The sequence below is a fragment of the Pseudomonas sp. LBUM1661 genome (assembly GCF_059695925.1).
On sequence record NZ_CP166794.1, the window covers coordinates 3,645,159 to 3,669,828 of the forward strand.

Below are 24,670 nucleotides of genomic sequence, written 5' to 3' on the forward strand. Positions count from 1 at the left end.
ATGTCCGAGCGCGCGATCATTCTCGCGCCGCTGGGTCGCGACAGTCAGATTGCGCTGATGATGCTCAACGAAGCGGGTTTCGACGGGGTGATCGCCCGGGATCTGATCGGGCTTTGCTCCGAGCTGCAGCAAGGCGCCGGTTTACTGCTGATCTCTTCCGAGGCCCTGTTGGGCGGTGATCTTGAGCCACTGCTCGGGATGATCGAGCAACAGCCGGCCTGGTCGGACCTGCCGATTGTCCTGATGACTTACCACGGTGGCCCGGAACAGAACCCGGCCTCGCGATTCGGTCCGCAACTGGGCAACGTCACCTTTCTGGAGCGCCCTTTTCACCCGGTCACGTTGATCAGCCTGGTGACCACTGCGTTGCGTGGCCGTCGACGACAGTACGAAGCCAGGGACCGGCTGATTGACCTGAGCCAGAGCGAACTGCGCCTGCAAAACACCCTCGAAACCCTCGAACAACAGGTCGAAGAACGCACCGCCCAGTTGCGACACAACGAAGAAGCGTTGCGTCAGTCGCAGAAAATGGAAGCGGTCGGCCAACTCACCGGGGGTATTGCCCACGACTTCAACAACATGCTGACCGGCATCATCGGCAGCCTGGAGTTGCTGCGCCGGCGCCTGGCCCGTGGACGCATCGAAGACCTCGACAGCCTGATCGATCTCGGCGTGACGTCGGCCAACCGTGCGGCGGGCCTGACCCACCGCTTGCTCGCGTTCTCCCGGCGCCAATCGCTGGACTCAAAACCCGTGGAAATGAATATCCTGGTGGTGTCCATGGGCGAACTGCTGCAACGCAGTATCAACGAAAGCATTCAACTGGACATGCAGCTCAGCGAACCCTTGTGGGTGGCCGAGGCCGACCCCAACCAACTGGAAAGCGCCCTGCTCAATCTGGTGATCAATGCGCGCGATGCCATGCCCGACGGTGGCAAACTGGCGGTAAAAACCTGCAATCAATATCTGGATTCGGGCTTCACCGCCGCCCACAGCAACCTTGATCCGGGTGATTACGTGGTGCTGAGCGTCACCGACACCGGGTGTGGCATGCCACAAAGCACGATCAGCCGAGCATTTGATCCTTTCTTCACCACCAAGCCGATCGGCCAGGGCACCGGCCTTGGGCTGTCGATGATCTATGGCTTCACCAAGCAATCGCGCGGGCATGTGGCCATTGCCAGTGAAGTGGGCAAAGGCACGACCGTGAGCCTGTACCTGCCACGTTTCGGCGGCGACGTGCCGCAGGACAAGCCCGTCGACGTGCCGCACGCGCCGTTCGCGCAAAATGGCGAAACGGTGTTGATCGTCGAGGACGATCCAGCGGTGCGGGTCTTGGTCAGTACCGTGTTGAGCGAATTGGGTTATGCCTTCGTCGAAGCTGGCGATGCCGACAGCGCGGTGCCGATTCTCGATTCAGGACAACGCATCGATCTATTGATCAGCGACGTTGGGTTGCCCGGCATGAATGGCCGACAACTGGCGGAAATCGGCCGGCAGTATCGACCTGAACTCAAGGTGCTGTTCATCACCGGCTACGCCGAACACGCGGCGGTGCGCGGCGGTTTCCTTGACCCTGGCATGCAGATGATCACCAAGCCGTTCACCTTCGACCTGTTGACGGCGAAGGTGCGGGAGATGATCCGCGTGTGAGACGCCACTCCCCGGACTTGAAACGCAGCTTCACGACCCCATCAGTGCGCCGACAGGTCAGGTTCACTTTTCGCGCCCATAGGGGTCGCTGAATGCTGCGTTAGAGCGGTAGCACAGTCTCTGACAGCGGAACTGCCCCTTCCGGGATCGGTCAGTGGCCTCCTTTGAATGCCACGAATCCGTTTCGCATCGTAATATTTATACATTAATTTTGTATTGCCTTGCTTTCGCCTTCGGGTCCAACCTTAGACGCGAAGTTAATGGCGGCGAGTTCTAACAACATCAACACACAAGTTAAACTACTTGGTTTTCTGTTTAAACTTTTTATACACCACGGCGCGATACAAAGCTGTATGCGCTGCGCGAGGTATGGATACCTCTCAACTCGTTTTAAAAGGGACTTTAAATGGAATTGACTCCGACGTTCATCCACGACCAGCTTCGTCATGAGCGAGTTCTCACACGAGACGTAGGATATATCTGTGACCCGGTTGAAGTCTGGTGGGCCAATCACCGGCCCGATCTGTCAAACCACACTTTGAAGTTACAGCTCATTTCCCTGCTCAGCGATACATTGCATGAAGACGACAAGCGCTACTTTGATAGTGTCGGGAAAAATGGCATCTCAGCGGTATGCTTGACAGGCGTATTCCAAACGGATAACTACTGCCTCGCCTTTATCGTTCACGAAGCATTGTGCGATTTGTTCCATCTTCGGGACATCAAGTACCCTTATGAAAATCATAAAGCAATATTTCTCAAACCAAACGCCGAACAGTATCGAAACTGGGGCAATGGTTATGGTGAAATCACGCCTCACTCCGATGATCTGTACGAAGTTGAATCAACCGATCTTCTCGCACTCACAGTCTGTCGCGACAAGACCTGCACGCCGACACAGTACTTTCTTGCAAAAAATATAATTGAAGGTCTCAGTGATACAGAGCTGAGGCAACTTGCGCAAATGAGCGCACGCTTTCGATCGGGGAAAAACGTTGAAACTTCGAAAAGCCATGAGCGAAAACTGATTCAGTACGATCCAACCTACGGAATACAGGTTTACCTCGACTTCCGTATTGATACTGATGTCGGCGCGCGCATGGTCCCAACCAACCCTGTCGACAGGCAGTTGATTGGAATGATAAGGCAGCAAATACCGTCGTGGACCCCGACCTGTTCAGCCGCTACCACGGGTACTTTTCTTATTTTAGCGAACCATAAGGTGCTGCATGCCCGTCCCGTTTTGAATCTGGACATCCATACCGCAACCACTCATGCACGGAAGACCAAGCTCAACGAAACACCCCGCCTGTTGTTTCGTAGCAAAGGTCCGAGACATCATTTGTCTTTGGCACCCGGGTATGACGCTTATCTCTAAAGCAGCCAGAAGCACGGGTCTCACCTCAAATCCAGAAACACATCGCGGTATGCCTACCGTCAATACAAGGATATCCAATGAAAGGAGCCTTCATCGTTCGACTCATTATTGCGACTTCGCTCTACACGATTCTGGGTCGCGCTACCGTCTGGTTTGATCCCGTTTCGAATGCAATACTTGTTTTCGGCAGTCGCTTTTTTCTGGTTTTTTCGCCGTTCTTTTTTGCACACTTCAAGGCTAACGCAATACTTGTAGCCACATTATTAGCCGCATTGGGCGCTGTATTGCTCGTGATCCCAGGACAGATATTCCTCATTGCGGGAGCGATATGTCTGGCGACCGGTGTTAGCGTGGCGGGTTATCTGATCAGAGCGTACGCTTCCGAAAACATCGGTGCAGCAGCGCGAAACAAGGTTGCAATCAACTCCGGTGTCATCCTTGCCGGCATCGCGCTTTCAATTCCAGACCAAAGCAACACTGTTATAGCGCTGACAAGCTTCATAATTCTATTACTGGCCGCGTATGTGGCTCGAAATATTGTTTCGTCTCGGACCCGTGTCGAATTACCCGCAGGAAGCACTGCGTCCCGATCCATTCAATTGGCATGGGTGCTCCTGGGTTTAACAATGGGCATCAAACTGTACAGCCCGTTTACCCTGCTGCCCCAATATATCGTGTCGACAACCGGATCGCTCGCCCCGTGGTATGGATTGGTTGTCCTGGCCAGTAGTGTGTTCATCGTCATTCTTCAAAAACCGGTTATCCGCGTTATGGGCAAGTTCGCCGATGACAGGGTTTCGATGATCACCACATGGCTGGCGATGTTCTGCGGCCTCTGCGTAATAGCACTCCCCGGGCCTTTCCAGGCAGCGACATTGACTGGCGCACTTGTGTGGGTACTGATGCTCTCGCTAGTTGAATGTTTTGCCAGTTACCTGGACGTGTTTGGAGCGAAAGACAATTGTCTTTTTATCAAAGAGCTTGCAGTCGGGGCTGGCGGAGGACTCAGCGCCCTGGTGTCGCGGTACGCCCCTCCGGAAATATCTGGCCCGATACTGGCACTGACCGGGATGGCCTTCATGGTGATCGCCGTGATGATCATTCTGAATTCAAGCTCGGCTTATCGACCGAAACTCAGGAAATACGATGCGAATTAAAAGAGTGTCCATCAGTTTGCTGCGCATACCCCTTCGAAAACCGTTTGTGTCATGCCTTCGCCGTGTCGAATACATCGAGGACGTGGTCATCGAGATAGAGACGGATTGCGGCTTGCGTGGCTACAGAGCAGGTACACCCTCTTTGCGAATGAACGGCGAAAGCGTCGATTCAATAATATCGGTAGTAAAAAACGTATTGGCACCCACCTTGATGGGCAAGGATGTTTCGAAGTTTGAAGCGTTCCTGACGTCGATGGATCATTCCATTGCCGGGAACACGGCGGCAAAAGCTTCAATCGACATAGCGCTACACGACCTTTTGGCTCAAGCCGCCGGGGTTCCGCTTTATCGTTTCCTGGGTGGTGACAGCCAGCAGATAACCACGGGCATCTCGATTTCCCACAACACGCTTGATGAGATGGTGAGCGACGCTGCGGCCGCTGTCGGCAACGGTTTCACTGCCTTGAAGCTTAAACTCGGCTCCGAGCAGGGTATTGAGGACGACCTTCGACGGGTTCGCGAGATCCGTCGCTCGGTTGGGGAATCTATTGAAATCGGCGTCGACGCGAATCAGGCATGGAGTGAAAACGATGCGCTGAAATTTGCGGAACAGGCCGACGCTACCGGTATGAATCTGTCTTTCATAGAACAGCCTGTGCTGTTTACCGAAAGATCCAGCCTTGGTCGAGTCACCGACGCCTCGCGTATTCCTGTGCTGGCGGATGAGAGTTGCTCATCGCTACTTGACGCAGCCGATCTGGCAAAACACGGAATCGTAGACGGGCTCGCCATAAAGCTGATGAAGCTGGGGGGTATCCGCGCCGCAAGATCGGCTTACGACCTCGCGCGCCTGCACGCCAGGATGTGTGCGGCGACGTGCCTCATGGAGTCTCCCATCGCGATAGCGGCAATGGCGAGTTTTTGCTCAGGCAGGCATTTCAGGTTCATTGATCTCGACGCTATGGCGTTGATCGCTCGCAACCCCGTTATCGGTGGCGCAACGATGTCGATGAATACGCTTCTCTTGAGTGACAAGCCAGGTCTGGGAATACAACGGATCGAGTGCTTGGAGCCGGTGCTCAGTATTAGCTGATGTGCGGCTATCGGAGCCGAATACGTTCATTGCGCCCCAATCAAAGGATAAGACCGACATGGAAAAATGCTTGATCGTCGTTGGATACAACAACGTCCGTATTTACGACATCCCCAAAATTCAACGAGCTTGCCATCAACTCTTCGACGCGAAGTTACTACTTGTGACAGAAAAGATCGAAGAAGCCGATCGCCACGCCGCCGATGAAGTCGTCGCGTGCGCCCTTGGGAATGACGCCATCGAAACGTCGACTCGATGGGTGTGCGCAGAGCTTGATCGGCTTGAACTCAAACCCATCGGCGTCCTGCCATTTTCAGACCGTGGCGTGCTGCTTGGCGCGACACTGGCCACGCATTTCGGGCTTGCTGGAATAGCGCCGCACGATGCACTTGCAGGCCTCGACAAGCACGCCTTTCGCAACCGGGACGCGCAAAGCGAAGCTCACGTTCCAGGGTACAAACCTGTTCGTTGCGTTCATGTACGATCAAAAGCGCAGTTCCAGAGCACTGTAGCTGAGCTCGGCGGCCGAGCTTTCGTCAAGCCGGTGAACGAAGGAAACAGTCGTGGTTGCCATGTCGTACCCTCCATCGAGCACTGCAACGTCATCTGGTCAGACTTGAGGCAATATCACGACGGTGGAATTATCGTCGAAGAATTGATCGAGAATGCTCAAGAGTACAGTTGGGATTACGTGGCGGGATGCTCGTGGATAACGGAGAAACATACGACAACAGGGCTGTACCGCGCAGAAATACAACAAATTGTGCCTGCACCGTTGTCAGAGGATGTCCGTCGTCAGATTGACGCAGCCGGGAATCACATGCGCCGACTGCTTCCAGACGGCGGCGCCTACCACAACGAAATATTCTCGCGCTCCGGACTCACTGCCGCGGTAGAAACAAATCTGCGGCCAGCCGGCCTGCACATCTGGGACTTGGCGGCGTTGTCGTTCAACAATCTGAATCCCTGGGAGATCTGGGTGCGGTGGGCTGTCACTGGCGTTGTCGACGAGAGGTCGCCAGACCCGCTGTGCTACTCCGGTATTCGGCTGATTAAAGCACCGGCGTCAGGGGTTTTGACTGCGCTTCCGGATATTGGGCAGATCGCGGCCGAGCTCGGAATCGAGGTACGAGACTATCGATACACGAAACAATCTGGAGAGCGCGTCACGGACACCCCTCAAGACAACTCAGGCTTTCTGGGTGAAGTCATAAGCTGTTCCACTGAGTACACAGATCTCTGCGCGCAGCTGCTTGAATTGACGTCGACGATTGAATCCAGGATGAGCATCGCTTGATGGGCGCACTCTCCCACTGGTGAGTCGCATCCGCCGCGACTGCGATCTTCTGATTTTTCAAGCCTTTCAAAAGATCGCAGTTCACGGCACCTCCCACCCGAAGGTGTGGTGCCAAAATTCCCCGACTGGTCTTACGAGAGCATTTCTTGCATCAGCTCTTGCAGCACATCCAGATCGAACGGTTTGCCCAGGATCGGCGCTTTGCGCGTGATCGGGCTGTCGGTCTCGCGGATTTCCTGCGGATAACCGCTGATGAAAATCACTTTGAGCTCCGGTCGCAGCTTCACCGCGGGTTCGGCGATCTGGACGCCAGAGATTCCGCCCGGCAGGCGAAAATCGGTGATCATCATGTCCAGATGCGGTTTGCTCGCGAGGATTTCAAAGGCCTGCTCGCCGTTTTCGGCCTGCAGCACCCGGTAGCCCTCACCCGACAGATAGGCCGACAGCACCATCAAAATCGAGGGGTCATCTTCGACGATCAATACGACGTCTTGTGCATCTTCACTCATGGGAAGCCTTTGTTCGGTCAATAGCTGCTGATACGACCGTGAGGTCGATCAGAGGTTGCGTTTATCCAGCTGTTTTCCTACAGCGGCAGACAAACGCGAAATAAGGCGCCCTCGCCAATCCGGCTTTCGACGGTAATGGAGCCGCCATGAGCGGCCACAATCTGTTCGGAAATAAACAAGCCCAGACCCAGCCCCGAGACGGCGTGTTTGGCCGTGACGCGCTCGAACTGCTGGAAAATGCGCTTCTGGTTTTCTTCACTGATGCCGATCCCGTGATCGCGCACTTCCACTCGCGCCTGCTGGTTGTCACTGTACACCTTCACGGTGATCGGACTCTTGGCGCCGTAACGCAAAGCGTTGGTCAGCAGGTTGGAAATCACCTGTTCAATACGAAATTCGTCCCAGCTTCCGATCACCGGCTGCTCGGCGTCCAGGGTTACCGAGGACTCGGCGGCATCGATCTGCGCCGCGAAGTTCTGCAGCAAACCGCTCACAAGTGCCGACAGATCGAAGCGTTTCGGCCGGATCGACAGTTTGCCGGTGCGAATGCGCGACACATCGAGCATGTCTTCGATCAAGCGGATCAGGCTTTTGATCTGGCGTTCGTCGCGGTCGACCATGGCGTGCATCTTGTCCAGGGTGAACGCCGAGGCGTTGTCCCGGGCCAGGTGCATTTTGCGCAATTGGGTTTCGAGGATCAGGCCATTGAGCGGCGTGCGCACTTCATGCGCGACGATGGACATGAAGTCATCGCGCATGCGCACCGCCTGCTCCAGTTCGAACTGCGTGCTCTGCAATTGTTTGAGCAGCGCCTCCTGCTCGCGGCGGCTCTGCTCCAGGGCTTCAACCTGCTGCTTCATCGCCTTGCTCTGACGATAGAGTTCGACGAACACATTGACCTTGCTCTTCACCGCATGGATATCCAGCGGCTTGTGCAGGAAGTCCACCGCGCCGCTTTCGTAGCCCTTGAACGCGTAGTTCAGCTCACGTCCGGCGGCACTGACGAAGACAATCGGAATGTTTTTGGTCTTTTCCGTGCCGCGCATCAACTCGGCCAGTTCAAAGCCGTTCATGCCCGGCATCTGCACATCAAGAATGGCCATGGCGAATTCGTGCTGCAACAACAGCGACAACGCTTCGTCAGCCGAAAGTGCCTTATAGACCGTACGGTCTTCGCGCTTGATCAGCGCCTCAAGTGCCAACAGGTTCTCCGGCAGATCGTCGACGATCAGCAGTTTGGCTTGGATGTCACTTAGCATGCTCTTCGTTCCAGCTCGACAATCAGACGGCCAATGCCGCGTATAGGGAGAATATGGTCTGGCTGGTGCATATCCAGGGCCGCCAGGGGCATGGTCGCGACTTGGGCTTCGTCCGGGTCCTGCACGATGGTCAGGCCGCCACGACGCTTGACCTGGGCCAGGCCGCGGGCGCCATCCTGGTTGGCACCGGTCAACAACATGGCGGCCAAGGCCGGGCCATAGGCATCGGCAGCCGACTCGAACAGAAAATCGATGGCGGGTCTCGAATAGTGCACGCGGGCTTCCAGACTCAAGGAAAAACTGCGGTCTTGCTCCACCGACAAGTGATAACCGGGCGCGGCGAAATACAGCGTTCCGGCTTCAACCCGTGTCTTGTCATGGGCTTCCAGAACCGGCATGGACACGCGCCGTGCGAAGACCTCAGCCAGTTGGCTGCGACGCCCGTCAGGCAGGTGCAACACCACAATGATCGGCAGCACGAAACCTTCGCGCAGAGGGCTGAGAATGTTCAGCAACGCCTCTACGCCGCCGGCCGAGGCGCCAATAACAATCGCTTCTATGGTAGGCAGACCCGCTGCATTGTTCATGATTTACGGTAAATCCGTTCTTGTTTGACCAACGGCTCGAACTGGTTGCCGAAGGCCGAAAAATCCAGCGTTTCCTTGCTGCCCAGCACTAAAAATCCACGGTGGCAAAGGGACTCGTGAAACAAGCCAAACGCGCGATCCTGAAGTTTTTTGTTGAAATAAATCAAAACGTTACGACACGAAATTAACTGAGTTTCTGAAAATACGCTGTCGGTCGCCAGGCTGTGATCGGCGAAGGTCACGTTCTCACACAGCGTCTTGTCGAAAATCGCGTACCCGTACGCCGCTGTGTAGTAGTCGGCGAACGAACGCTGGCCACCTGCCTGCTGGTAGTTATGAGTGTAGGCGCGGACGTTCTCCATTGAGAAAATCCCTTGCTTGGCTTTTTCCAGCGAGCGCGGATTGATGTCAGTGGCGTAGATGATGGTGCGATCGAGCAGGCCTTCCTCGCGCAGCAAGATCGCCATCGAATAGACCTCTTCACCGGTGCTGCAACCGGCAATCCAGATTTTGATCGACGGATAGGTCTTGAGCAGCGGCACCACTTCCTTGCGGATCGCCAGAAAGTGCGAAGGGTCGCGAAACATCTCGCTGACCGGGATCGTCAGCAATTGCAGCAACTGCATGAACGCCGTCGGATCGTGCAGCACTTTCTCCTGCAACGCCGAAATGGTCGCGCACTCGAACTGGCTCAACGCATGCTGGACCCGACGCTTGATCGAAGCCCCGGAGTAATCGCGAAAGTCATAGCTGTATTTGAGGTAGATCGCCTCGATCAACAACCGCAATTCGATTTCGGTGTTCTTTTCCACTAAATACGTTCCACTAAATGCGTTCCATCTTCGGTAACCACACGCGAATCAGCGAGAACAGGCGATCCAGGTCGATGGGCTTGGCCAGGTAATCGTTGGAACCGGCTTGCAGGCAGCGTTCCTGATCGTCCTTCATAGCCTTGGCCGTCACCGCAATGATCGGCAGCTTGCGCCAGCGCGGGTCCTTGCGGATCTCGATGGTGGCTTCGTAGCCATCCATCTCCGGCATCATCACGTCCATCAGCACCAGGTCGATGTCCTCGACTTCATTCAACTTTTCAATCGCCTCACGACCGTTCCGGCCAATGACCACGACTGCGCCTTTTTGCTCCAGCGCGCTGGTGAGGGCGAAGATATTGCGTACATCGTCGTCCACCAGCAGCACCTTGCGACCCTCGAAGACCTTATCGCGGCTGCGCGCGGTCTTGAGCATCTTCTGCCGTTCATGGGACAACTTGGATTCGACTTTGTGCAGAAAGAGTGTCACCTCATCCAGCAAACGCTCCGGCGAGCGTGCGCCCTTGATGATGATCGAGCGCGAATACTTGCGCAGTTCAGCCTCTTCGTCCCGGGTCAGGTTGCGCCCGGTGTAGACGATCACCGGCGGGAACGAGCAGATATCCTCGGTGGACATGCGTTTGAGCAGGTCGTTGCCGAGCATGTCCGGCAGTTTCAGGTCGATGATCATGCAATCGAAAATCGTCGTGCGCAGCAGCTCCAGCGCATCCTGCGCCAGGCCGACCGCGGTGATCTCGATGTCCTCGTCACCGATCAACCGGGCAATGCTGTCGCGCTGCAAGTCGTCGTCTTCCACCAGCAGGACGCGTTTGACCTTCTGGGTCAGCTTGGCTTCGAGACGGGCAAATACGTCCTTGAGCTCTTCACGGGTGGTCGGCTTGACCGCATAGCCGATGGCGCCCATGTGCATGGCCGCCTCGACGCGGTCCTCGACCGAAATCACGTGAACCGGAATGTGCCGGGTTTCGGCGTGTTCTTTCAGGCGCTGCAACACGGTCAAGCCGGAATGATCCGGCAGGCGCATGTCCAGCAAAATGGCGTCTGGGATGAACTCCTTGGCCAGGTCGTAACCTTCGTCGGCACCGTGCGCGACCAGGCACTGATAACCCAGTTCATGCGCGAGGTCGTAGAGGATGTTCGCAAAGTTCGGCTCATCTTCCACCACCAGAATGCAGCGGGTGGCGAACGGTGAATGGCTACGATCGTCGTCGAAACGCGGAATATCGACCTCGGCAATCAGCGGCACCAGCGCGACCGGAGCGACCTTCGGTGTCGCGGCAACCGGCGAGGCTCTCATCGGTTCGACGGGCTCATCGCCCGGTTCAACGTACTGCTGCGGCAGCACCAGGGTGAACACGCTGCCCTGCCCCGGTTCGCTGGTGACGCTGATGGACCCGCCGAGCAATGCCGCCAGGTCACGGGAAATCGACAAGCCCAGGCCGGTACCGCCGTAACGGCGATTGGTGGTGCCATCGGCCTGACGGAACGCCTCGAAAATGCTTTCCTGCTGCTCCTGCGCGATACCGATCCCGGAGTCGCGTACGACAAAAGCGATGCCTTCGTTCGGCTGCGAGGCCACGGTCAGGCTGACCGTGCCTTTTTCGGTGAACTTCACCGCGTTGGACAGCAGGTTCTTGATCACTTGCTCCAGGCGCTGGCGGTCGGTGTAGATCATCAACGGCGCACCGGCCTGCACGTCCACACGGAAATCCAGTTGCTTGTCCGCCGCCAAGGGCTCGAACATTCCGCGCAAGCCATCCACCAGGCGCGCGACGCTGGTGTTCTCGGGGCGCATGTCAAGTTTGCCGGCCTCGACCTTGGAAATGTCGAGAATATCGTTGATCAGGTTGAGCAAATCGTTGCCCGCGGAATAGATCGACTCGGCGAACTTGACCTGCTCGGCGGTGAGGTTTTCCTGGGGGTTTTCCGACAGCAACTTGGCCAGGATCAACGAACTGTTCAACGGCGTACGCAGTTCGTGGGACATGTTGGCGAGGAATTCGGACTTGTACTTGCTCGAGCGCTGCAACTCTTCAGCGCGTTCTTCGAGCAGGAGTTGGGCCTGATTCAGTTCGGTGTTTTTCAGGTCCACGGTGTCGCGTTGCTCGGCCAGAATCTGCGCCTGCTCGGCGAGCTGTTCGTTGGTCTGCTCCAGTTCGACCTGCTGGGTTTCCAGATGCGCCTGGGATTCCTTGAGAATCCGCGACTGCTCTTCCAGCTCTTCGTTGGCGGTCTTGAGTTCTTCTTGTTGAACTTGCAGTTCTTCGTTGAGCTGTTGGGTTTCGGCCAGCACTTCCTGCAAGCGCTGGCGATAGCGCGCGGCTTCGATGGAGGTGCCGATGTTGCCGGCAATCAGTTCAAGCAATTCGATGTCGCGGTCATCCAGCGTGCGCAAAAAGCCCAGCTCGATCACGCCGTTGACCCGGTCGTCGTCGCTGGTCGGCACCACCAGCACACTGTGCGGCAGACCTTCACCGAGGCCGGAGCTGACCTTGAAATAGTCACTTGGCACCTCGTCGAGACGAATCAAACGAGCCTGTTGTGCCGCCTGGCCGACAATCCCTTCGCCACTGTAGATCTGTTGTTGAAGCGCTTCCTGTTCACGGGAGAAACCGTAGGACGCGATACGCTTGAGGCCGCCATGATCTTCGCGCACATAAATAGCCGCCACGGCCGTGCCCAGATACTGCGCGCAAAACTGCAGGATGTTGCGGCCCAGTAAATTGAGCGACAGCTGCCCCAACACTTGCTCGGCCAGTTCGGTCTGGCCATTGCGCAGCCAGGCTTGTTGCTCCAGACGCAGGGAACTGGCCTTTTGCGCGGCGAAGTTGGCGCTGTAGCTGTTGGACAGATTGAGCAGGTCCCGACGACCAATGTAGGCAAGCATCGCGCTGATACCGGCGATGAACAACAGATAAAGGCCAATGCTCCACACCGTGGTGCGGCGCACGTCCTCGTTGCGCGCGGCGCGCAACTGCTGCTCCATGTCGATCACTTCTTCGAATTGCTTGCGGATCTCGTCAGTCAGGCGCTTGCCCTGCCCGGCCTTGATCACGCTGCGGTAATCGCCGCCGTTGCGTTGCAAGTCGATCATGTTTTGCGCGTAGTTGGCCCAGTCCTGCTGCAGGGCTTTCAAGCGGTTGAGGCGGTCGGTCTGGATCGGGTTGTCCGCTGTCAGCTCAAGCAAGGTCTTGAGGGCAACCGCGATTCTCGGCTTGGCTGTTTCGTAGGGTTGCAGAAACGTGTCGTCGCCACTGAGCAGGAAACCGCGCATGCCGGTTTCCAGATCGACTGTCAGTTTTATCGCTTCATTGGCGTTATTGATCACCCGGTCCGTGTGCTCGACCCACTGGATCGTCGACAGCAAATAGGTAATCAGGGAAACAAAGAAAACAGCACTGATGGCACCAACACCCAGCGGCAGGCTGATGTTGCGGCTCAGGAGTTTGCGGAATCGTTGCTCATCAACCGAAGACGCGGAGGTCATGGGGTGGCCTTGTCGAACTGTTGAAAACCAGGGAGTTTGCCCCAAAAGTGGCACATTGATCCAACTATCTGACAGATTTTCGCGCAAAATCCTACATTCCCCAGCGACGGTGCAAGGGAGCAGTTATCCTTGCTGCCTCTGGCGCGGCTATTCTTTTTTGTAAAGCGTTGGGAACTTGTCGGGATCCGCCACTTACTCATGCAAGAGACCGGCGATTTCAATCGACCCGCCACCGTGAATTTCAATCTTTGGGAACCCTTACTATGTCCTCCGATGCGTCCATCATCCTAGTAGTCGAAGACGATGCCATTGTGCGCATGTTGATCGTCGATGTGCTGGAGGAGCTGGAATTCAAGGTGCTGGAGGCTGACGGCAGCGAACAGGCACTGGAGTTTCTCAATGACGAAGACCAGTACATCGACCTGATGATGACCGACGTCGGCTTGCCGGTGATGGACGGTCGTGAACTGGCCACCCAGGCGCGCATGCTGCGTCCCGAGCTGCCCATTCTGTTCGCCAGCGGCTACGCCGAAAGCATTGACGTGCCCGCAGGCATGCAGGTTATTGGCAAACCGTTCTCCATTGATCAGTTGCGCGACAAGGTCAGAGGCATGCTCGCGTCGTCCTGAGACCCGCTCAAGCGCACGCAAGGATCTCGATCGGCTGTGGTTTAATTGCGCCCCGTTTTTTTCCGGTCCCTACCCGTTTCAAGGAAATTTCGTTGATGATTCAGCCCCGCGCAACCAAAGTCCTGGTCATTGGTTACGTCTGGCCCGAGCCCCGCTCTTCAGCGGCCAGTGGGCATGTGATGCAAATTCTCGAGAGTTTCAGGCAACAGGGCTGGGACATTACGTTCAGCAGCCCGGCCGGGATCGGTGAACACAAGGCCGACCTGACGGAATTGGGCATCCGTGAAGTGCCGATCGAGCTGAACAACAGCAGTTTCGACACCTTCGTCAGCGAACTGGCCCCGGACATCGTGTTGTTCGATCAATTCATGATGGAAGAACAGTTTGGCTGGCGCGTCGAAAAGCACTGCCCCGAAGCGCTGCGCGTGCTTGAAAGTTGCGACCTGCAAAGCCTGCGGCATGCTCGGCATCAGCGCCTCAAGGAGCGCTTGAAGGCCAGTGATGACGCCAACGATTTCAGCGAATTTTTCGCGCCGACGTTGCGTGAAGAATTCGAGTTCATGGCCGACATGGACCTGGCCAAACGGGAGATCGCGGCGATGTATCGTTGCGACCTGACGCTGATGGTCTCGGAAGTGGAAATCGAACTGCTGGTCGAGCAATTCCAGGTGCCACGCAGCCTGTTGTTCTGGTGCCCGCTGATGGTTGATCTGCCGAGCGAGCCGTGCGTACCTTTTGAAGACCGGGCGAATTTTCTGCACATCGGTAACTTCCGCCATGCGCCCAACTGGGATGCGGTGCTTTGGTTGAAGACCGCCATTTGGCCAATGATCCGCGAGCGATTGCCCGCCGCTCAGTTGCATATCTACGGTGCTTACACGCCGCCCAAGGCCACTGCGTTGCACAACCCGGCCCAGGGTTTTCATGTAATGAACTGGGCGGAAGACGCCTTGCAAGTCATGTCGGCGGCGCGGGTGTGCCTGGCGCCGCTGCGTTTCGGCGCGGGGGTCAAAGGCAAGATTGTCGATGCGATGCTCTGCGGCACGCCGAATGTCACCACGCCGATTGGCGCCGAAGCCATGTATGGCGACGAAGTCTGGCCCGGTGCGATTACCCGGACCGCTCGAGAGTTCGCCGATAACGCCGTTCGGCTGCATGACGACAAGGCCCAATGGCTGATCGCCCAGGCTCATGCGCAACCCCTGTTGGCCAGCCGTTACCAGCAATACGTCCACGGCCCGGCGCTGATCGAAAGGCTGATGGATTGCCAACAGCATCTCGTGCAACTTAGAAGGGATAACTTCACCGGCAGCATGTTGCGCCACCATCACCATAAAAGCACTCAGTACATGGCGCAATGGATTGAAGCAAAGAATCGCAATCCGGTAGAAGCCCTATAATCAACGCACGCCTAGATCCAGACAGGCTATATCGAACAGCAACTTTAACGCCGACTTGATACTTACTGTATCAACTCGGCGCTTGGCATTTTAGTGCCCGGCAATTATAACTGCCGCGCACTTTTTCTACTTTAATTCGGCGCGAACCAACAGTCGCACCATTAATCAATGCAAGGATGCATTCATGAGCAATACAGCATTAGAACACTATGAGCCAAGTCAATGGATGGCCTCCACATTAGACATCGATTCATTGGCCCTTGGCGATTTGATTTTGCCCGGCGCCCACAATAGCGGCGTCGACCGAAAGGCAACTTACGCAGCACCCGGCTTGGCGCACTGGATAGCGTGCCAGAACAATTCCTTTTACGAGCAGTTGCGAAACGGCGCCCGCGCGCTGGATGTCCGGGTCGAGTACGACGTGGATTCCCGAGGCGTAGGTACATTCTGGTTTCAGCACAACGGCGTACGGTCATCCCGTTCGATGGAAAACCTGATCATGCAGTTGATGCGCTTTCTCCAGGAAAACCCCGACGAGTTTGTACTGCTTGATTTCCACAAATTGGAACCCGCCAACACTGCCTTCGACTATCAAGAGTTCAATCGGTTTTTGCTGGCGCACCTTGGGCCCAGAATCATTCCTTCGAGCAACCGGCACTTGAATCTCGGCCAGTTGAAACAGGTCAATGCAGTTCAGCGAGTATGGGTGGCGGCTGAGCGCCACTGGGCGTTGGACAGGGACTGGTTTATGCCAAAAGTCGAGCATCAGTGGAGCGGCATCGGCGACACCAGTGTCGATGAACTGGAAGCACACATCACCCAAGTGATGAAAAGCCCGCCGTCCGGTTCGATGCCCTGGTCGCTCTCCGCCACCAGCTACAGCATCGCGTTGGGGCCCGTGGACATCAAGGAACACCTCGATCGCTGGTTCGATGTCGAGGCCGGCAACTGGGTTCACGGGTGCAGCGTCATCAATGCGGATTTTTTTGAAGAGTCCCGTCTGGTGTACAACTGCCGGGCCTCTAACATACGCAAGGCCCATCAACGCAATAAATAAGTAACACCCTTGTTTTTATCCGTCAGGTAATTTCAGGCTTCATGCACCCTAAGCCACTTTTTCCATGGAAGGGTTTGCTCAGAAAAAGGAAGAACAATGACTGATAAAAAAACAGCAATGCTTAATAAACAGAACTGGATGAGTAGAGTCCTGGACATCGACAAACTCAAACTCAGCGATATTGTCTGGCCCTGCGCCCATAACGCAGGCATGGATAAAAAGGCGCCCAAACAAGACGCGCTATTGGGGAACTGGATAAGTTGTCAGAACGATACATTCGCCTGGCAACTGGAGAATGGCGCACGGGTCTTCGATATACGCCTCGGCTATACCGAAGGCCCTGAGCCGGTGTTTTACTTTCACCATAATGGCTATCAATCGGGTCGCGTCCTGGATGACTTGATCGATGCGCTGCTGCCATTCCTTGATCGAAACCCGGATGAGTTCATCGTACTGGACTTTCATCAACTGGGCGATGGCGACAAACCGTTCAATCACAAAGCACTCAGTGATTGGCTGGTGCGCCGCCTCGGGCAACGAATCATCCTGCCCCGCGACGAGCTGAGTACCGTGGCGGTGCTCAAGCGATCCAGCGCACAGCGCCGGATCGTCATGGCCGCCTCCTTCAATCCGCAACTGGACCGTGAATACTTCTGGCCGGCCATCTCACACCGGTGGCATGGCCAGACATTCACCTCCACCACGGAATTGCAACGCCACATCGCATCAACGCTGGCCCGTGTGCCACACGAAACGTTTTTATGGTCACTGTCGGCCACCTGTTATTCCTTGCTCGGCGGGCCTCAAGACATCAAGCACCGTATCAACGAGTGGTTCAACACCACGGCAAACTGGGTGACGCGCTGCAGCATCATCAGCACCGATTTTTTCGAGGAATCCGAGATCGTCCGTTACTGCTGGAGCGCCAGCAGCATGAAAGCCGTTTACGGTCACGCCCTGCATGAGCGGCCAGGTACACCTTAGTTTTTTAAATCGGTGAGCTGGCATTGCCCGCCTCGATAGGGGCATGATCAAGGCGCGATAACAACAAAAGCGCCCCGACATGTCCCGAACCGCCAGAGTCACCGACCCCTCCTACGAATTGATGGACGACCACAACGGGTTGTCCATCATCTATCGTCAGCATGGCTTTCCCTGCCCGCTGGTGCGCTGGCATTTCCACAAGGAATACGAGCTGCACCTGATCGTCGCCAGCTCCGGCAAGGTGTTCATCGGCGACTACATCGGTAACTTCTACCCCGAAAGCCTGTTCCTCACCGGTCCCAACCTGCCGCACAACTGGATCAGCCAGGTGGCCGAAGACGAAGTGGTGCCCAAGCGCGACATGCTGGTCAACTTCACGGACGAGTTGTTCGACAGCGGCCACCTGGTGTTCGCCGAACTCAAGGCGCTGGCGCCCTTGCTGGAGCGTGCGCAGTACGGCATCGAGTTTCGCTGCAAGCGCACCATCCGCCAGGCGATGACGCTGATGCAGCGCATTGCTGATACCCAAGGCGTGACCCGGCTCGGGCACTTTTTCATTCTGCTGGAATTGCTCGCGGCCTCTGACGATTATCAGTTGCTGTCCGGTGCGACGACGCCGCAACTGGCTGACGAGCACAATATCGACCGGACCAACCGGGCCGTGGATTACATTTTTGCGCATTACGCCCGTGACTTGTCGCTGGAAGAGGTGGCCGAGCATTTGGGCATGAAGCCGACCTACTTCAGCCGGGTGTTCAAGCAAGCCACCGGGCGCTGCTTCATCGAGTTCGTCAATCGCCTGCGCATCAGCAAATCCTGCGAGCTGCTGGCCGATGGTGATAAGCCGGTGACAGATGTGTGCTTCGAGTCGGGGTTTAACAATATTTCCAACTTCAACCGGCGGTTTCAGCAGCTCAAGGGCATGACGCCGTCGCATTACCGGCGGTTGGCGGTGCAGCGGCTGACCGAACAAAATCTGAGTTAACGCCCATCCCCTGTGGGAGCGGGCTTGCCCGCGAAAGCGGACTGTCAGCCAATATAAATGTTGGATCTGATGGCCTCTTCGCGGGCAAGCCCGCTCCCACAGGGTTTTGTATTCATGCCGAAAACCTGTACAGATTCCAACGGTGCTATCGGCCAAAAAGCCGTCCCACGCACCTCTCGCTCCAAACCCCAGTGCAAAATAGTATCGATTCAAGTGCGATGGATGATTTGTCTCATCGTCAATTGAAGGCTGTAATCAGTGCACATTCTTCCTGTCATCGGAAGACACAAAAACAATAACTGTCCTTCTGTAACCCACCGGGTGCAGAAAAGGAGTGCACGATGCAACCTTCTGTAAAAGCTCTGCTTGCCCTCACCTGCATGACCCTCAGCAGCGTCAGCCTCGGCGCCCAGACCCTGACCATCGCCACCGTCAACAACAGCGACATGATCCGCATGCAAAAGCTCTCGAAAACCTTCGAGGCCGAGCACCCGGACATCAAGCTCAATTGGGTGGTGCTGGAAGAAAACGTCCTGCGCCAGCGCCTGACCACCGACATCGCCACCCAGGGCGGCCAGTTCGATGTGCTGACCATCGGCATGTACGAAGCCGCACTCTGGGGTGCCAAGGGTTGGCTGGAGCCGATGAAGGATTTGCCCGCCAGCTACGCGCTCGACGACGTATTCCCGTCGGTACGTGAAGGCCTGTCGGTCAAAGGATCGCTCTACGCCCTGCCGTTCTACGCCGAAAGCTCGATCACCTATTACCGCACCGACCTGTTCAAGGACGCCGGGCTGACCATGCCCGAGCGTCCGACCTGGACCCAGATCGGCGAGTTCGCCAGCAAACTCACCAATAAGGATAAAGAGCAGTACGGCATCTGCCTGCGCGGCAAGGCCGGCTGGGGCGAGAACATGGCGCTGATTACTACCGTGGCCAATGCCTACGGTGCGCGCTGGTTCGATGAGAAGTGGCAGCCGGAATTCACCGGTCCGGAATGGAAAAACGCCCTGAATTTCTACGTCGACACCATGAAAAAATCCGGCCCGCCGGGAGCGTCGAGCAACGGTTTCAACGAGAACCTGGCGCTGTTCAACAGCGGCAAATGCGCGATCTGGGTCGATGCCAGCGTCGCCGGTTCCTTTGTCACCGACAAGACCCAAAGCAAGGTCAGCGAGCACGTTGGCTTCACTTACGCGCCGCATGAAACCACCGACAAAGGCTCGGCCTGGTTGTATTCCTGGGCGCTGGCGATTCCGACCAGTTCCAAGGCCAAGGACGCCGCGAAAACCTTCAGCGCCTGGGCCACGTCCAAGGAGTACGGCGCGCTGGTCGCCGAAAAAGACGGCATTGCCAACGTGCCGCCAGGCACTCGGGCCTCGACCTACAGCGAGGCTTATATGAGCGCCGCGCCGTTCGCCAAGGTGACCCTCGAGTCGCTGAAAGCCGCCGACCCGAGCAAACCGAGCGTCAAGCCAGTGCCTTACATCGGCATCCAGCTGGTGACCATTCCTGAGTTCCAGGGCATCGGCACTCAGGTGGGCAAGTCGTTCTCGGCAGCGCTGATTGGTCAAACCACGGTCGACCAGGCCCTGGCCGCCGCCCAGCAAACCACCGAACGTGAGATGAAGCGCGCCGGTTACCCCAAGTAACCGCATCGCTCGCTCCTACAGGTTTCGCGTTCTGCTCCTGTTCTTAAATCGGTTCTATCGCCATGAATATTTCAACTGCCAAAGCTCACATGGACATTCCCCAACCGGTGCGTAAAAGCCGGTTGAGTAACCCCGGCTGGTTCCTGGTCAGCCCTTCGGTGGCGTTGTTGCTGCTGTGGATGATCGTGCCGCTGGGCATGACCCTCTACTTCTCGGTGATTCGCTACAACCTGCTCAACCCCGGCGAGAACGAATTTGTCGGGATGGAGAATTTCACCTACTTCCTGACCGACTCGGGTTTTATGCCCGGCGCCACCAACACCTTGTTGCTGGTGGGCAGCGTGCTGCTGATCAGCGTGGTGCTCGGGGTGTTGATCAGTGCGTTGCTGGAGGCCAGTGAGTTTCTCGGTCGCGGCATCGTCCGGGTCATGCTGATCTCGCCGTTTTTCATCATGCCCACGGTCGGCGCGCTGATCTGGAAGAACCTGATTTTCCATCCGGTGTCGGGGATTCTCGCCTACGTCTGGAAGCTGTTCGGCGCGCAGCCCGTGGACTGGCTGGCGCATTACCCGCTGCTGTCGATCATCATCATTGTGTCGTGGCAATGGCTGCCGTTCGCAATCCTGATCCTGATGACCGCCATGCAGTCCCTCGATCAGGAACAAAAAGAAGCCGCGCGCCTCGATGGCGCCGGTCCGATAGCGATTTTCTGGCACCTGACCCTGCCGCACCTGGCGCGGCCGATTGCGGTGGTGGTGATGATCGAAACCATTTTCCTGCTCTCGGTGTTCGCCGAAATCTTCACCACCACCAACGGCGGCCCGGGCTACGCCTCGACCAACCTCGCGTACCTGATCTACAACCAGGCGCTAGTGCAGTTCGACGTCGGCATGGCGTCCGCTGGCGGCTTGATCGCGGTGGTGATCGCCAACATCGCGGCCATCGTGCTGGTGCGCATGATCGGCAAAAACCTGACAGACAAAGCCTGAGGCCTGCGCCATGACTCTTCAACAATCCCGCCGTCTGCAAAGCCTGCTGCTGGGCACGCTGGCCTGGGCCATCGCGATCCTGATTTTCTTCCCGATCTTCTGGATGGTGCTGACCAGTTTTAAAACCGAAATCGACGCCTTCGCCACGCCGCCGCAGTTCATCTTCACGCCGACACTGGAGAACTACCTGCACATCAACGAGCGCAGCGATTACTTCAGCTTCGCCTGGAACTCGGTGGTGATTTCGTTCAGCGCTACGGCTCTGTGCCTGTTGATCGCGGTGCCGGCGGCCTACTCGATGGCGTTCTACGAAACCCAGCGCACCAAAGGCACGCTGCTGTGGATGCTCTCGACCAAGATGCTGCCGCCGGTGGGCGTGCTGATGCCGATCTACCTGCTGGCCAAGAGCTTTGGCCTGCTCGATACGCGCATCGCGCTGATCATCATTTACACGCTGATCAACCTGCCGATCGTGGTCTGGATGATTTACACCTACTTCAAGGACATCCCCAAGGACATCCTCGAAGCCGCCCGCCTGGACGGCGCCACGCTGTGGCAGGAAATGGTCCGCGTGCTGCTGCCGATCGCCAAGGGTGGCCTGGCGTCCACGGTGCTGCTGTCGCTGATCCTGTGCTGGAACGAAGCGTTCTGGTCGCTGAACCTGACCTCGTCGAAAGCCGCGCCGCTGACCGCGTTGATCGCCTCGTACTCCAGTCCTGAAGGGCTGTTCTGGGCCAAGTTGTCGGCGGTCTCGACCCTGGCCTGCGCGCCGATCCTGATCTTCGGCTGGATCAGTCAGAAACAACTGGTGCGCGGCCTGTCGTTTGGCGCCGTGAAGTAAATCTGCCTCGCCCCCTGTGGGAGCGAGCCTGCTCGCGATGGCGGAGTGTCATTCAACAGTGATGTCGACTGACACGGCCTCATCGCGAGCAGGCTCACTCCCACAAAAAAGCCCACCTGGCTCAACTGAACAAAAATGTGGAGGCCCATCATCATGGCCAACCTGAAAATCAAGAATCTGCAAAAAGGCTTCGAAGGCTTTTCCATCATCAAAGGCATCGACCTGGAAGTGAACGACAAGGAATTCGTGGTCTTCGTCGGCCCCTCGGGCTGCGGTAAATCCACGCTGCTGCGCCTGATCGCCGGCCTGGAAGAAGTCAGCGGCGGCACCATTGAACTCGATGGCCGCGACATCACCGAAGTCAGCCCTGCCAAGCGCGACCTGGCGATGGTGTTCCAGACCTACGCCCTGTACCCGCACATGACCGTGAAAAAGAACATGTCGTTCGCCCTCGACCTGGCCGGCGTACCGAAGGCCGAAGTCGAGAAGAAAGTCGGTGAAGCGGCGCGCATCCTTGAACTCGGGCCGATGCTTGAACGCAAGCCGAAACAGCTCTCCGGCGGCCAGCGTCAGCGCGTCGCCATCGGCCGCGCCATTGTGCGCAACCCGAAAATCTTCCTGTTCGACGAACCGCTGTCCAACCTCGACGCCGCCCTGCGGGTGCAGATGCGCCTGGAGCTGCTGCGCCTGCACAAAGAACTGCAAGCCACGATGATCTACGTGACCCACGACCAGGTTGAAGCCATGACCATGGCCGACAAAGTCGTCGTGCTCAATGGCGGCAAGATCGAGCAAGTCGGCTCGCCGCTGGACCTGTATCACCAGCCGGCCAACCTGTTTGTCGCCGGGTTCCTCGGTACGCCGAAAATGGGCTTCCTCAAAGGCCAGGTCACCCGCGTCGAAAGCCAGAATGTCGAAGTACTGCTGGACGCTGGCACCCGCATCACCCTGCCGCTGAGCGGTGCCAATCTGAACGTCGGCGGCGCGGTGACCCTGGGGATTCGCCCGGAGCATCTGAACCTGGCGCACACCGGCGACTGCACACTGCAAGTCACCGCCGACGTCAGCGAACGCCTGGGCAGCGACACCTTCTGCCACGTCATGACCGCTTCCGGTGAAGCGCTGACCATGCGTGTTCGCGGCGATCTGGCCAGTCGTTACGGCGAAGCACTGAGCCTGCACCTGGACGCCGAACACTGCCATTTATTCGATGCCGACGGCGTGGCGCTGACCCGCCCGTTGCGCGCTGCAGCCTGATTTAGAGAGCCTGTGATGAAACTGAATAAACACAACCTCAACCGCCTCGCCCCCGAGGTGGTCCTGCCCGCCTACGCCCTGAGCGATACGCGCCAAGGCATCGCACACATCGGCGTCGGCGGTTTCCATCGGGCGCACCAGGCGTATTACACCGACGCCCTGATGAACACCGGCGAAGGCCTGGACTGGGCGATTTGCGGCGTCGGCCTGCGCGCCGAAGACCGTCGGGCCCGAGACGACCTGAAGGAGCAGGATTACCTGTTCACCTTGTTTGAACTGGGCGACACCGACGACACCGAAGTCCGGGTCATTGGCGCCCTGCGCGACATGCTGCTGGCCGAAGACAGCGCGGCGGCGCTAATCGACAAACTCGCCAGCCCCGATATCCGCATCGTCTCGCTGACCATCACCGAGGGCGGCTACTGCATCGACGACAGCAACGGCGAGTTCATGGCGCACTTGCCGCAGATCCAGCACGACCTGACGCACCCGGATTCACCCAAAACCGTGTTCGGTTTTCTCTGTGCCGCGTTGGCCAAACGCCGCGCCGCCGGTACGCCAGCGTTCACCTTGATGTCCTGCGATAACCTGCCGCACAACGGCGCGGTCACCCGCAAAGCGCTGCTGGCTTTCGCTGCGCTACGCGACGCCGACTTGCGGGACTGGATCGCCAGCAACGTCAGTTTTCCCAACGCGATGGTCGACCGCATCACGCCGATGACCAGCACCGAACACAAGCTGCAACTGCACGACAAACACGCGGTCGACGACGCCTGGCCGGTGGTCTGCGAACCGTTTGTGCAGTGGGTATTGGAAGACAAGTTCGTCAACGGTCGTCCGGCCTGGGAAAAGGTCGGCGTGCAGTTCACCGACGACGTCACGCCATACGAAGAGATGAAGATCAAACTGCTCAACGGCAGTCACCTGGCACTGACTTACCTGGGGTTTTTGAAGGGCTATCGCTTCGTTCACGAAACCATGAACGACCCGCTGTTTGTGCGGTACATGCGAGCGTATATGGACCTGGACGTGACCCCGCAACTGCCCGAGGTGCCGGGGATTGACCTGACTGAGTACAAGAACACGCTGGTGGCGCGGTTTTCCAATCAGGCGATTGCCGATCAGCTTGAGCGGGTGTGTTCGGATGGGTCGTCGAAGTTTCCCAAGTTCACCGTGCCGACGATTAACCGCCTGATTGCCGATGGTCGAGAGACCAAACGTGCGGCGCTGGTGGTGGCAGCATGGGCGTTGTATTTGAAGGGCGTGGATGAGAATGGCGAGACCTATGCCATTCCGGATCCGCGGGCGGCGTTCTGTCAGGCGCTGGTGGTTGATGATGCGTTGATCACCCAGCGGTTGTTGGTGGTTGAGGAGATTTTTGGTGCGGCGATTCCACGTTCGCCGGCGTTTGTAGCGGCGTTTGAGTGGTGCTGCAACAGCTTGCGCGATGTTGGGGTGTCGCGGACGTTGGAGCGGGTGCTGGCCTGAATTGAGCGGCGACGTTGCTGCCGTCATCGCGGGCAAGCCCGCTCCCACAGGGTTCTTCTGCGAACACATATTTCGTGAACAACATTGATAACTGTGGGAGCGGGCTTGCCCGCGATGGCGGCCTGACAAACGACATGA

General features: G+C 57.2%; 20 protein-coding genes. 15 read left to right on the plus strand and 5 right to left on the minus strand.

Features of this window, described 5'->3' with window-relative positions:
• The 5 genes from ACA057_RS16600 to ACA057_RS16620 all read left to right on the plus strand — a co-directional run bounded on the left by ACA057_RS16600 (position 1) and on the right by ACA057_RS16620 (position 6,578).
• A complete protein-coding gene (locus ACA057_RS16600) occupies positions 1-1,653 on the plus strand; it encodes an ATP-binding protein (protein WP_497349934.1) in 1,653 nt (550 codons plus the stop codon).
• Between the two features lie 406 nt (positions 1,654-2,059).
• Positions 2,060-3,031 carry a hypothetical protein gene (locus tag ACA057_RS16605; RefSeq protein ID WP_497340494.1) on the plus strand — a complete coding sequence of 324 codons (972 nt, stop codon included), beginning with the start codon at positions 2,060-2,062 and terminating at the stop codon, positions 3,029-3,031.
• Positions 3,032-3,108: 77 nt separating this feature from the next.
• A complete protein-coding gene (locus tag ACA057_RS16610) occupies positions 3,109-4,188 on the plus strand; it encodes a hypothetical protein (RefSeq protein ID WP_497340496.1) in 1,080 nt (359 codons plus the stop codon).
• Positions 4,178-5,281: a mandelate racemase/muconate lactonizing enzyme family protein gene (locus ACA057_RS16615; RefSeq protein WP_497340498.1), complete on the plus strand. Its 1,104-nt coding sequence runs from the start codon at positions 4,178-4,180 to the stop codon at positions 5,279-5,281. Before ACA057_RS16610 ends, ACA057_RS16615 begins: the two co-directional genes overlap by 11 nt.
• Positions 5,282-5,339: 58 nt before the next feature.
• The gene (locus tag ACA057_RS16620) at positions 5,340-6,578 is read left to right on the plus strand and encodes an ATP-grasp domain-containing protein (protein WP_497340500.1); all 1,239 of its coding nucleotides are present in this window, start codon (positions 5,340-5,342) and stop codon (positions 6,576-6,578) included.
• Positions 6,579-6,709: 131 nt separating this feature from the next.
• On the opposite strand, the gene ACA057_RS16625 is transcribed toward ACA057_RS16620, so the two are convergent.
• From ACA057_RS16625 to ACA057_RS16645, 5 genes are all read right to left on the minus strand, one after another.
• Positions 6,710-7,087: a response regulator gene (locus tag ACA057_RS16625; RefSeq protein ID WP_059405185.1), complete on the minus strand. Its 378-nt coding sequence runs from the start codon at positions 7,085-7,087 to the stop codon at positions 6,710-6,712.
• A gap of 77 nt (positions 7,088-7,164) precedes the next feature.
• A complete protein-coding gene (locus tag ACA057_RS16630; protein WP_497340502.1) occupies positions 7,165-8,346 on the minus strand; it encodes a hybrid sensor histidine kinase/response regulator in 1,182 nt (393 codons plus the stop codon).
• Entirely contained in the window at positions 8,340-8,933 is a 594-nt protein-coding gene (locus tag ACA057_RS16635; protein ID WP_497340504.1) for a chemotaxis protein CheB, read from the minus strand. Before ACA057_RS16635 ends, ACA057_RS16630 begins: the two co-directional genes overlap by 7 nt.
• Positions 8,930-9,745 carry a CheR family methyltransferase gene (locus ACA057_RS16640; RefSeq protein WP_059405182.1) on the minus strand — a complete coding sequence of 272 codons (816 nt, stop codon included), beginning with the start codon at positions 9,743-9,745 and terminating at the stop codon, positions 8,930-8,932. The genes ACA057_RS16635 and ACA057_RS16640 overlap by 4 nt, the downstream gene beginning before the upstream one ends.
• A 13-nt stretch (positions 9,746-9,758) precedes the next feature.
• The gene (locus ACA057_RS16645; RefSeq protein WP_497340506.1) at positions 9,759-13,250 is read right to left on the minus strand and encodes a response regulator; all 3,492 of its coding nucleotides are present in this window, start codon (positions 13,248-13,250) and stop codon (positions 9,759-9,761) included.
• A 263-nt stretch (positions 13,251-13,513) separates the two neighbouring features.
• Between ACA057_RS16645 and ACA057_RS16650 the strand changes: the two genes are divergently transcribed.
• The 10 genes from ACA057_RS16650 to ACA057_RS16695 all read left to right on the plus strand — a co-directional run bounded on the left by ACA057_RS16650 (position 13,514) and on the right by ACA057_RS16695 (position 24,532).
• A complete protein-coding gene (locus ACA057_RS16650; RefSeq protein WP_497340508.1) occupies positions 13,514-13,879 on the plus strand; it encodes a response regulator in 366 nt (121 codons plus the stop codon).
• A 95-nt stretch (positions 13,880-13,974) separates the two neighbouring features.
• Positions 13,975-15,279, plus strand: coding sequence for a glycosyltransferase (locus ACA057_RS16655; protein WP_497340510.1), 1,305 nt, complete (start codon positions 13,975-13,977; stop codon positions 15,277-15,279).
• A gap of 184 nt (positions 15,280-15,463) precedes the next feature.
• Positions 15,464-16,336 carry a phosphatidylinositol-specific phospholipase C domain-containing protein gene (locus ACA057_RS16660; protein WP_497340512.1) on the plus strand — a complete coding sequence of 291 codons (873 nt, stop codon included), beginning with the start codon at positions 15,464-15,466 and terminating at the stop codon, positions 16,334-16,336.
• A 96-nt stretch (positions 16,337-16,432) separates the two neighbouring features.
• On the plus strand, positions 16,433-17,320 hold the full coding sequence (locus tag ACA057_RS16665; protein ID WP_497340514.1) for a phosphatidylinositol-specific phospholipase C domain-containing protein: 888 nt from the start codon (positions 16,433-16,435) through the stop codon (positions 17,318-17,320).
• Positions 17,321-17,399: 79 nt separating this feature from the next.
• Positions 17,400-18,305 (plus strand): helix-turn-helix domain-containing protein, encoded by a 906-nt coding sequence (locus ACA057_RS16670; RefSeq protein ID WP_497340516.1) that lies wholly within the window; start codon positions 17,400-17,402, stop codon positions 18,303-18,305.
• Positions 18,306-18,646: 341 nt separating this feature from the next.
• Positions 18,647-19,957, plus strand: coding sequence for an ABC transporter substrate-binding protein (locus tag ACA057_RS16675; protein ID WP_497340518.1), 1,311 nt, complete (start codon positions 18,647-18,649; stop codon positions 19,955-19,957).
• A 62-nt stretch (positions 19,958-20,019) separates the two neighbouring features.
• Positions 20,020-20,946, plus strand: coding sequence for a carbohydrate ABC transporter permease (locus ACA057_RS16680; RefSeq protein ID WP_497340520.1), 927 nt, complete (start codon positions 20,020-20,022; stop codon positions 20,944-20,946).
• Positions 20,947-20,956: 10 nt separating this feature from the next.
• Positions 20,957-21,787, plus strand: coding sequence for a carbohydrate ABC transporter permease (locus ACA057_RS16685; protein ID WP_109786963.1), 831 nt, complete (start codon positions 20,957-20,959; stop codon positions 21,785-21,787).
• 153 nt (positions 21,788-21,940) lie between these two features.
• Positions 21,941-23,044: an ABC transporter ATP-binding protein gene (locus ACA057_RS16690; RefSeq protein WP_497340522.1), complete on the plus strand. Its 1,104-nt coding sequence runs from the start codon at positions 21,941-21,943 to the stop codon at positions 23,042-23,044.
• Between the two features lie 15 nt (positions 23,045-23,059).
• Positions 23,060-24,532 carry a mannitol dehydrogenase family protein gene (locus ACA057_RS16695; protein WP_497340524.1) on the plus strand — a complete coding sequence of 491 codons (1,473 nt, stop codon included), beginning with the start codon at positions 23,060-23,062 and terminating at the stop codon, positions 24,530-24,532.
• Positions 24,533-24,670 lie beyond the last annotated feature (138 nt).

Coding starts and splice junctions, on each gene's coding strand:
- ACA057_RS16685 (WP_109786963.1), top strand. CDS start 20,957: ATGACTCTTCAACAATCCCGCCGTCTGCAAAGCCTGCTGCTGGGCACG.
- ACA057_RS16600 (WP_497349934.1), top strand. CDS start 1: ATGTCCGAGCGCGCGATCATTCTCGCGCCGCTGGGTCGCGACAGTCAG.
- ACA057_RS16660 (WP_497340512.1), top strand. CDS start 15,464: ATGAGCAATACAGCATTAGAACACTATGAGCCAAGTCAATGGATGGCC.
- ACA057_RS16650 (WP_497340508.1), top strand. CDS start 13,514: ATGTCCTCCGATGCGTCCATCATCCTAGTAGTCGAAGACGATGCCATT.
- ACA057_RS16620 (WP_497340500.1), top strand. CDS start 5,340: ATGGAAAAATGCTTGATCGTCGTTGGATACAACAACGTCCGTATTTAC.
- ACA057_RS16645 (WP_497340506.1), bottom strand. CDS start 13,250: ATGACCTCCGCGTCTTCGGTTGATGAGCAACGATTCCGCAAACTCCTG.
- ACA057_RS16695 (WP_497340524.1), top strand. CDS start 23,060: ATGAAACTGAATAAACACAACCTCAACCGCCTCGCCCCCGAGGTGGTC.
- ACA057_RS16610 (WP_497340496.1), top strand. CDS start 3,109: ATGAAAGGAGCCTTCATCGTTCGACTCATTATTGCGACTTCGCTCTAC.
- ACA057_RS16630 (WP_497340502.1), bottom strand. CDS start 8,346: ATGCTAAGTGACATCCAAGCCAAACTGCTGATCGTCGACGATCTGCCG.
- ACA057_RS16665 (WP_497340514.1), top strand. CDS start 16,433: ATGACTGATAAAAAAACAGCAATGCTTAATAAACAGAACTGGATGAGT.
- ACA057_RS16635 (WP_497340504.1), bottom strand. CDS start 8,933: ATGAACAATGCAGCGGGTCTGCCTACCATAGAAGCGATTGTTATTGGC.
- ACA057_RS16670 (WP_497340516.1), top strand. CDS start 17,400: ATGTCCCGAACCGCCAGAGTCACCGACCCCTCCTACGAATTGATGGAC.
- ACA057_RS16655 (WP_497340510.1), top strand. CDS start 13,975: ATGATTCAGCCCCGCGCAACCAAAGTCCTGGTCATTGGTTACGTCTGG.
- ACA057_RS16690 (WP_497340522.1), top strand. CDS start 21,941: ATGGCCAACCTGAAAATCAAGAATCTGCAAAAAGGCTTCGAAGGCTTT.
- ACA057_RS16625 (WP_059405185.1), bottom strand. CDS start 7,087: ATGAGTGAAGATGCACAAGACGTCGTATTGATCGTCGAAGATGACCCC.
- ACA057_RS16675 (WP_497340518.1), top strand. CDS start 18,647: ATGCAACCTTCTGTAAAAGCTCTGCTTGCCCTCACCTGCATGACCCTC.
- ACA057_RS16680 (WP_497340520.1), top strand. CDS start 20,020: ATGAATATTTCAACTGCCAAAGCTCACATGGACATTCCCCAACCGGTG.
- ACA057_RS16605 (WP_497340494.1), top strand. CDS start 2,060: ATGGAATTGACTCCGACGTTCATCCACGACCAGCTTCGTCATGAGCGA.
- ACA057_RS16615 (WP_497340498.1), top strand. CDS start 4,178: ATGCGAATTAAAAGAGTGTCCATCAGTTTGCTGCGCATACCCCTTCGA.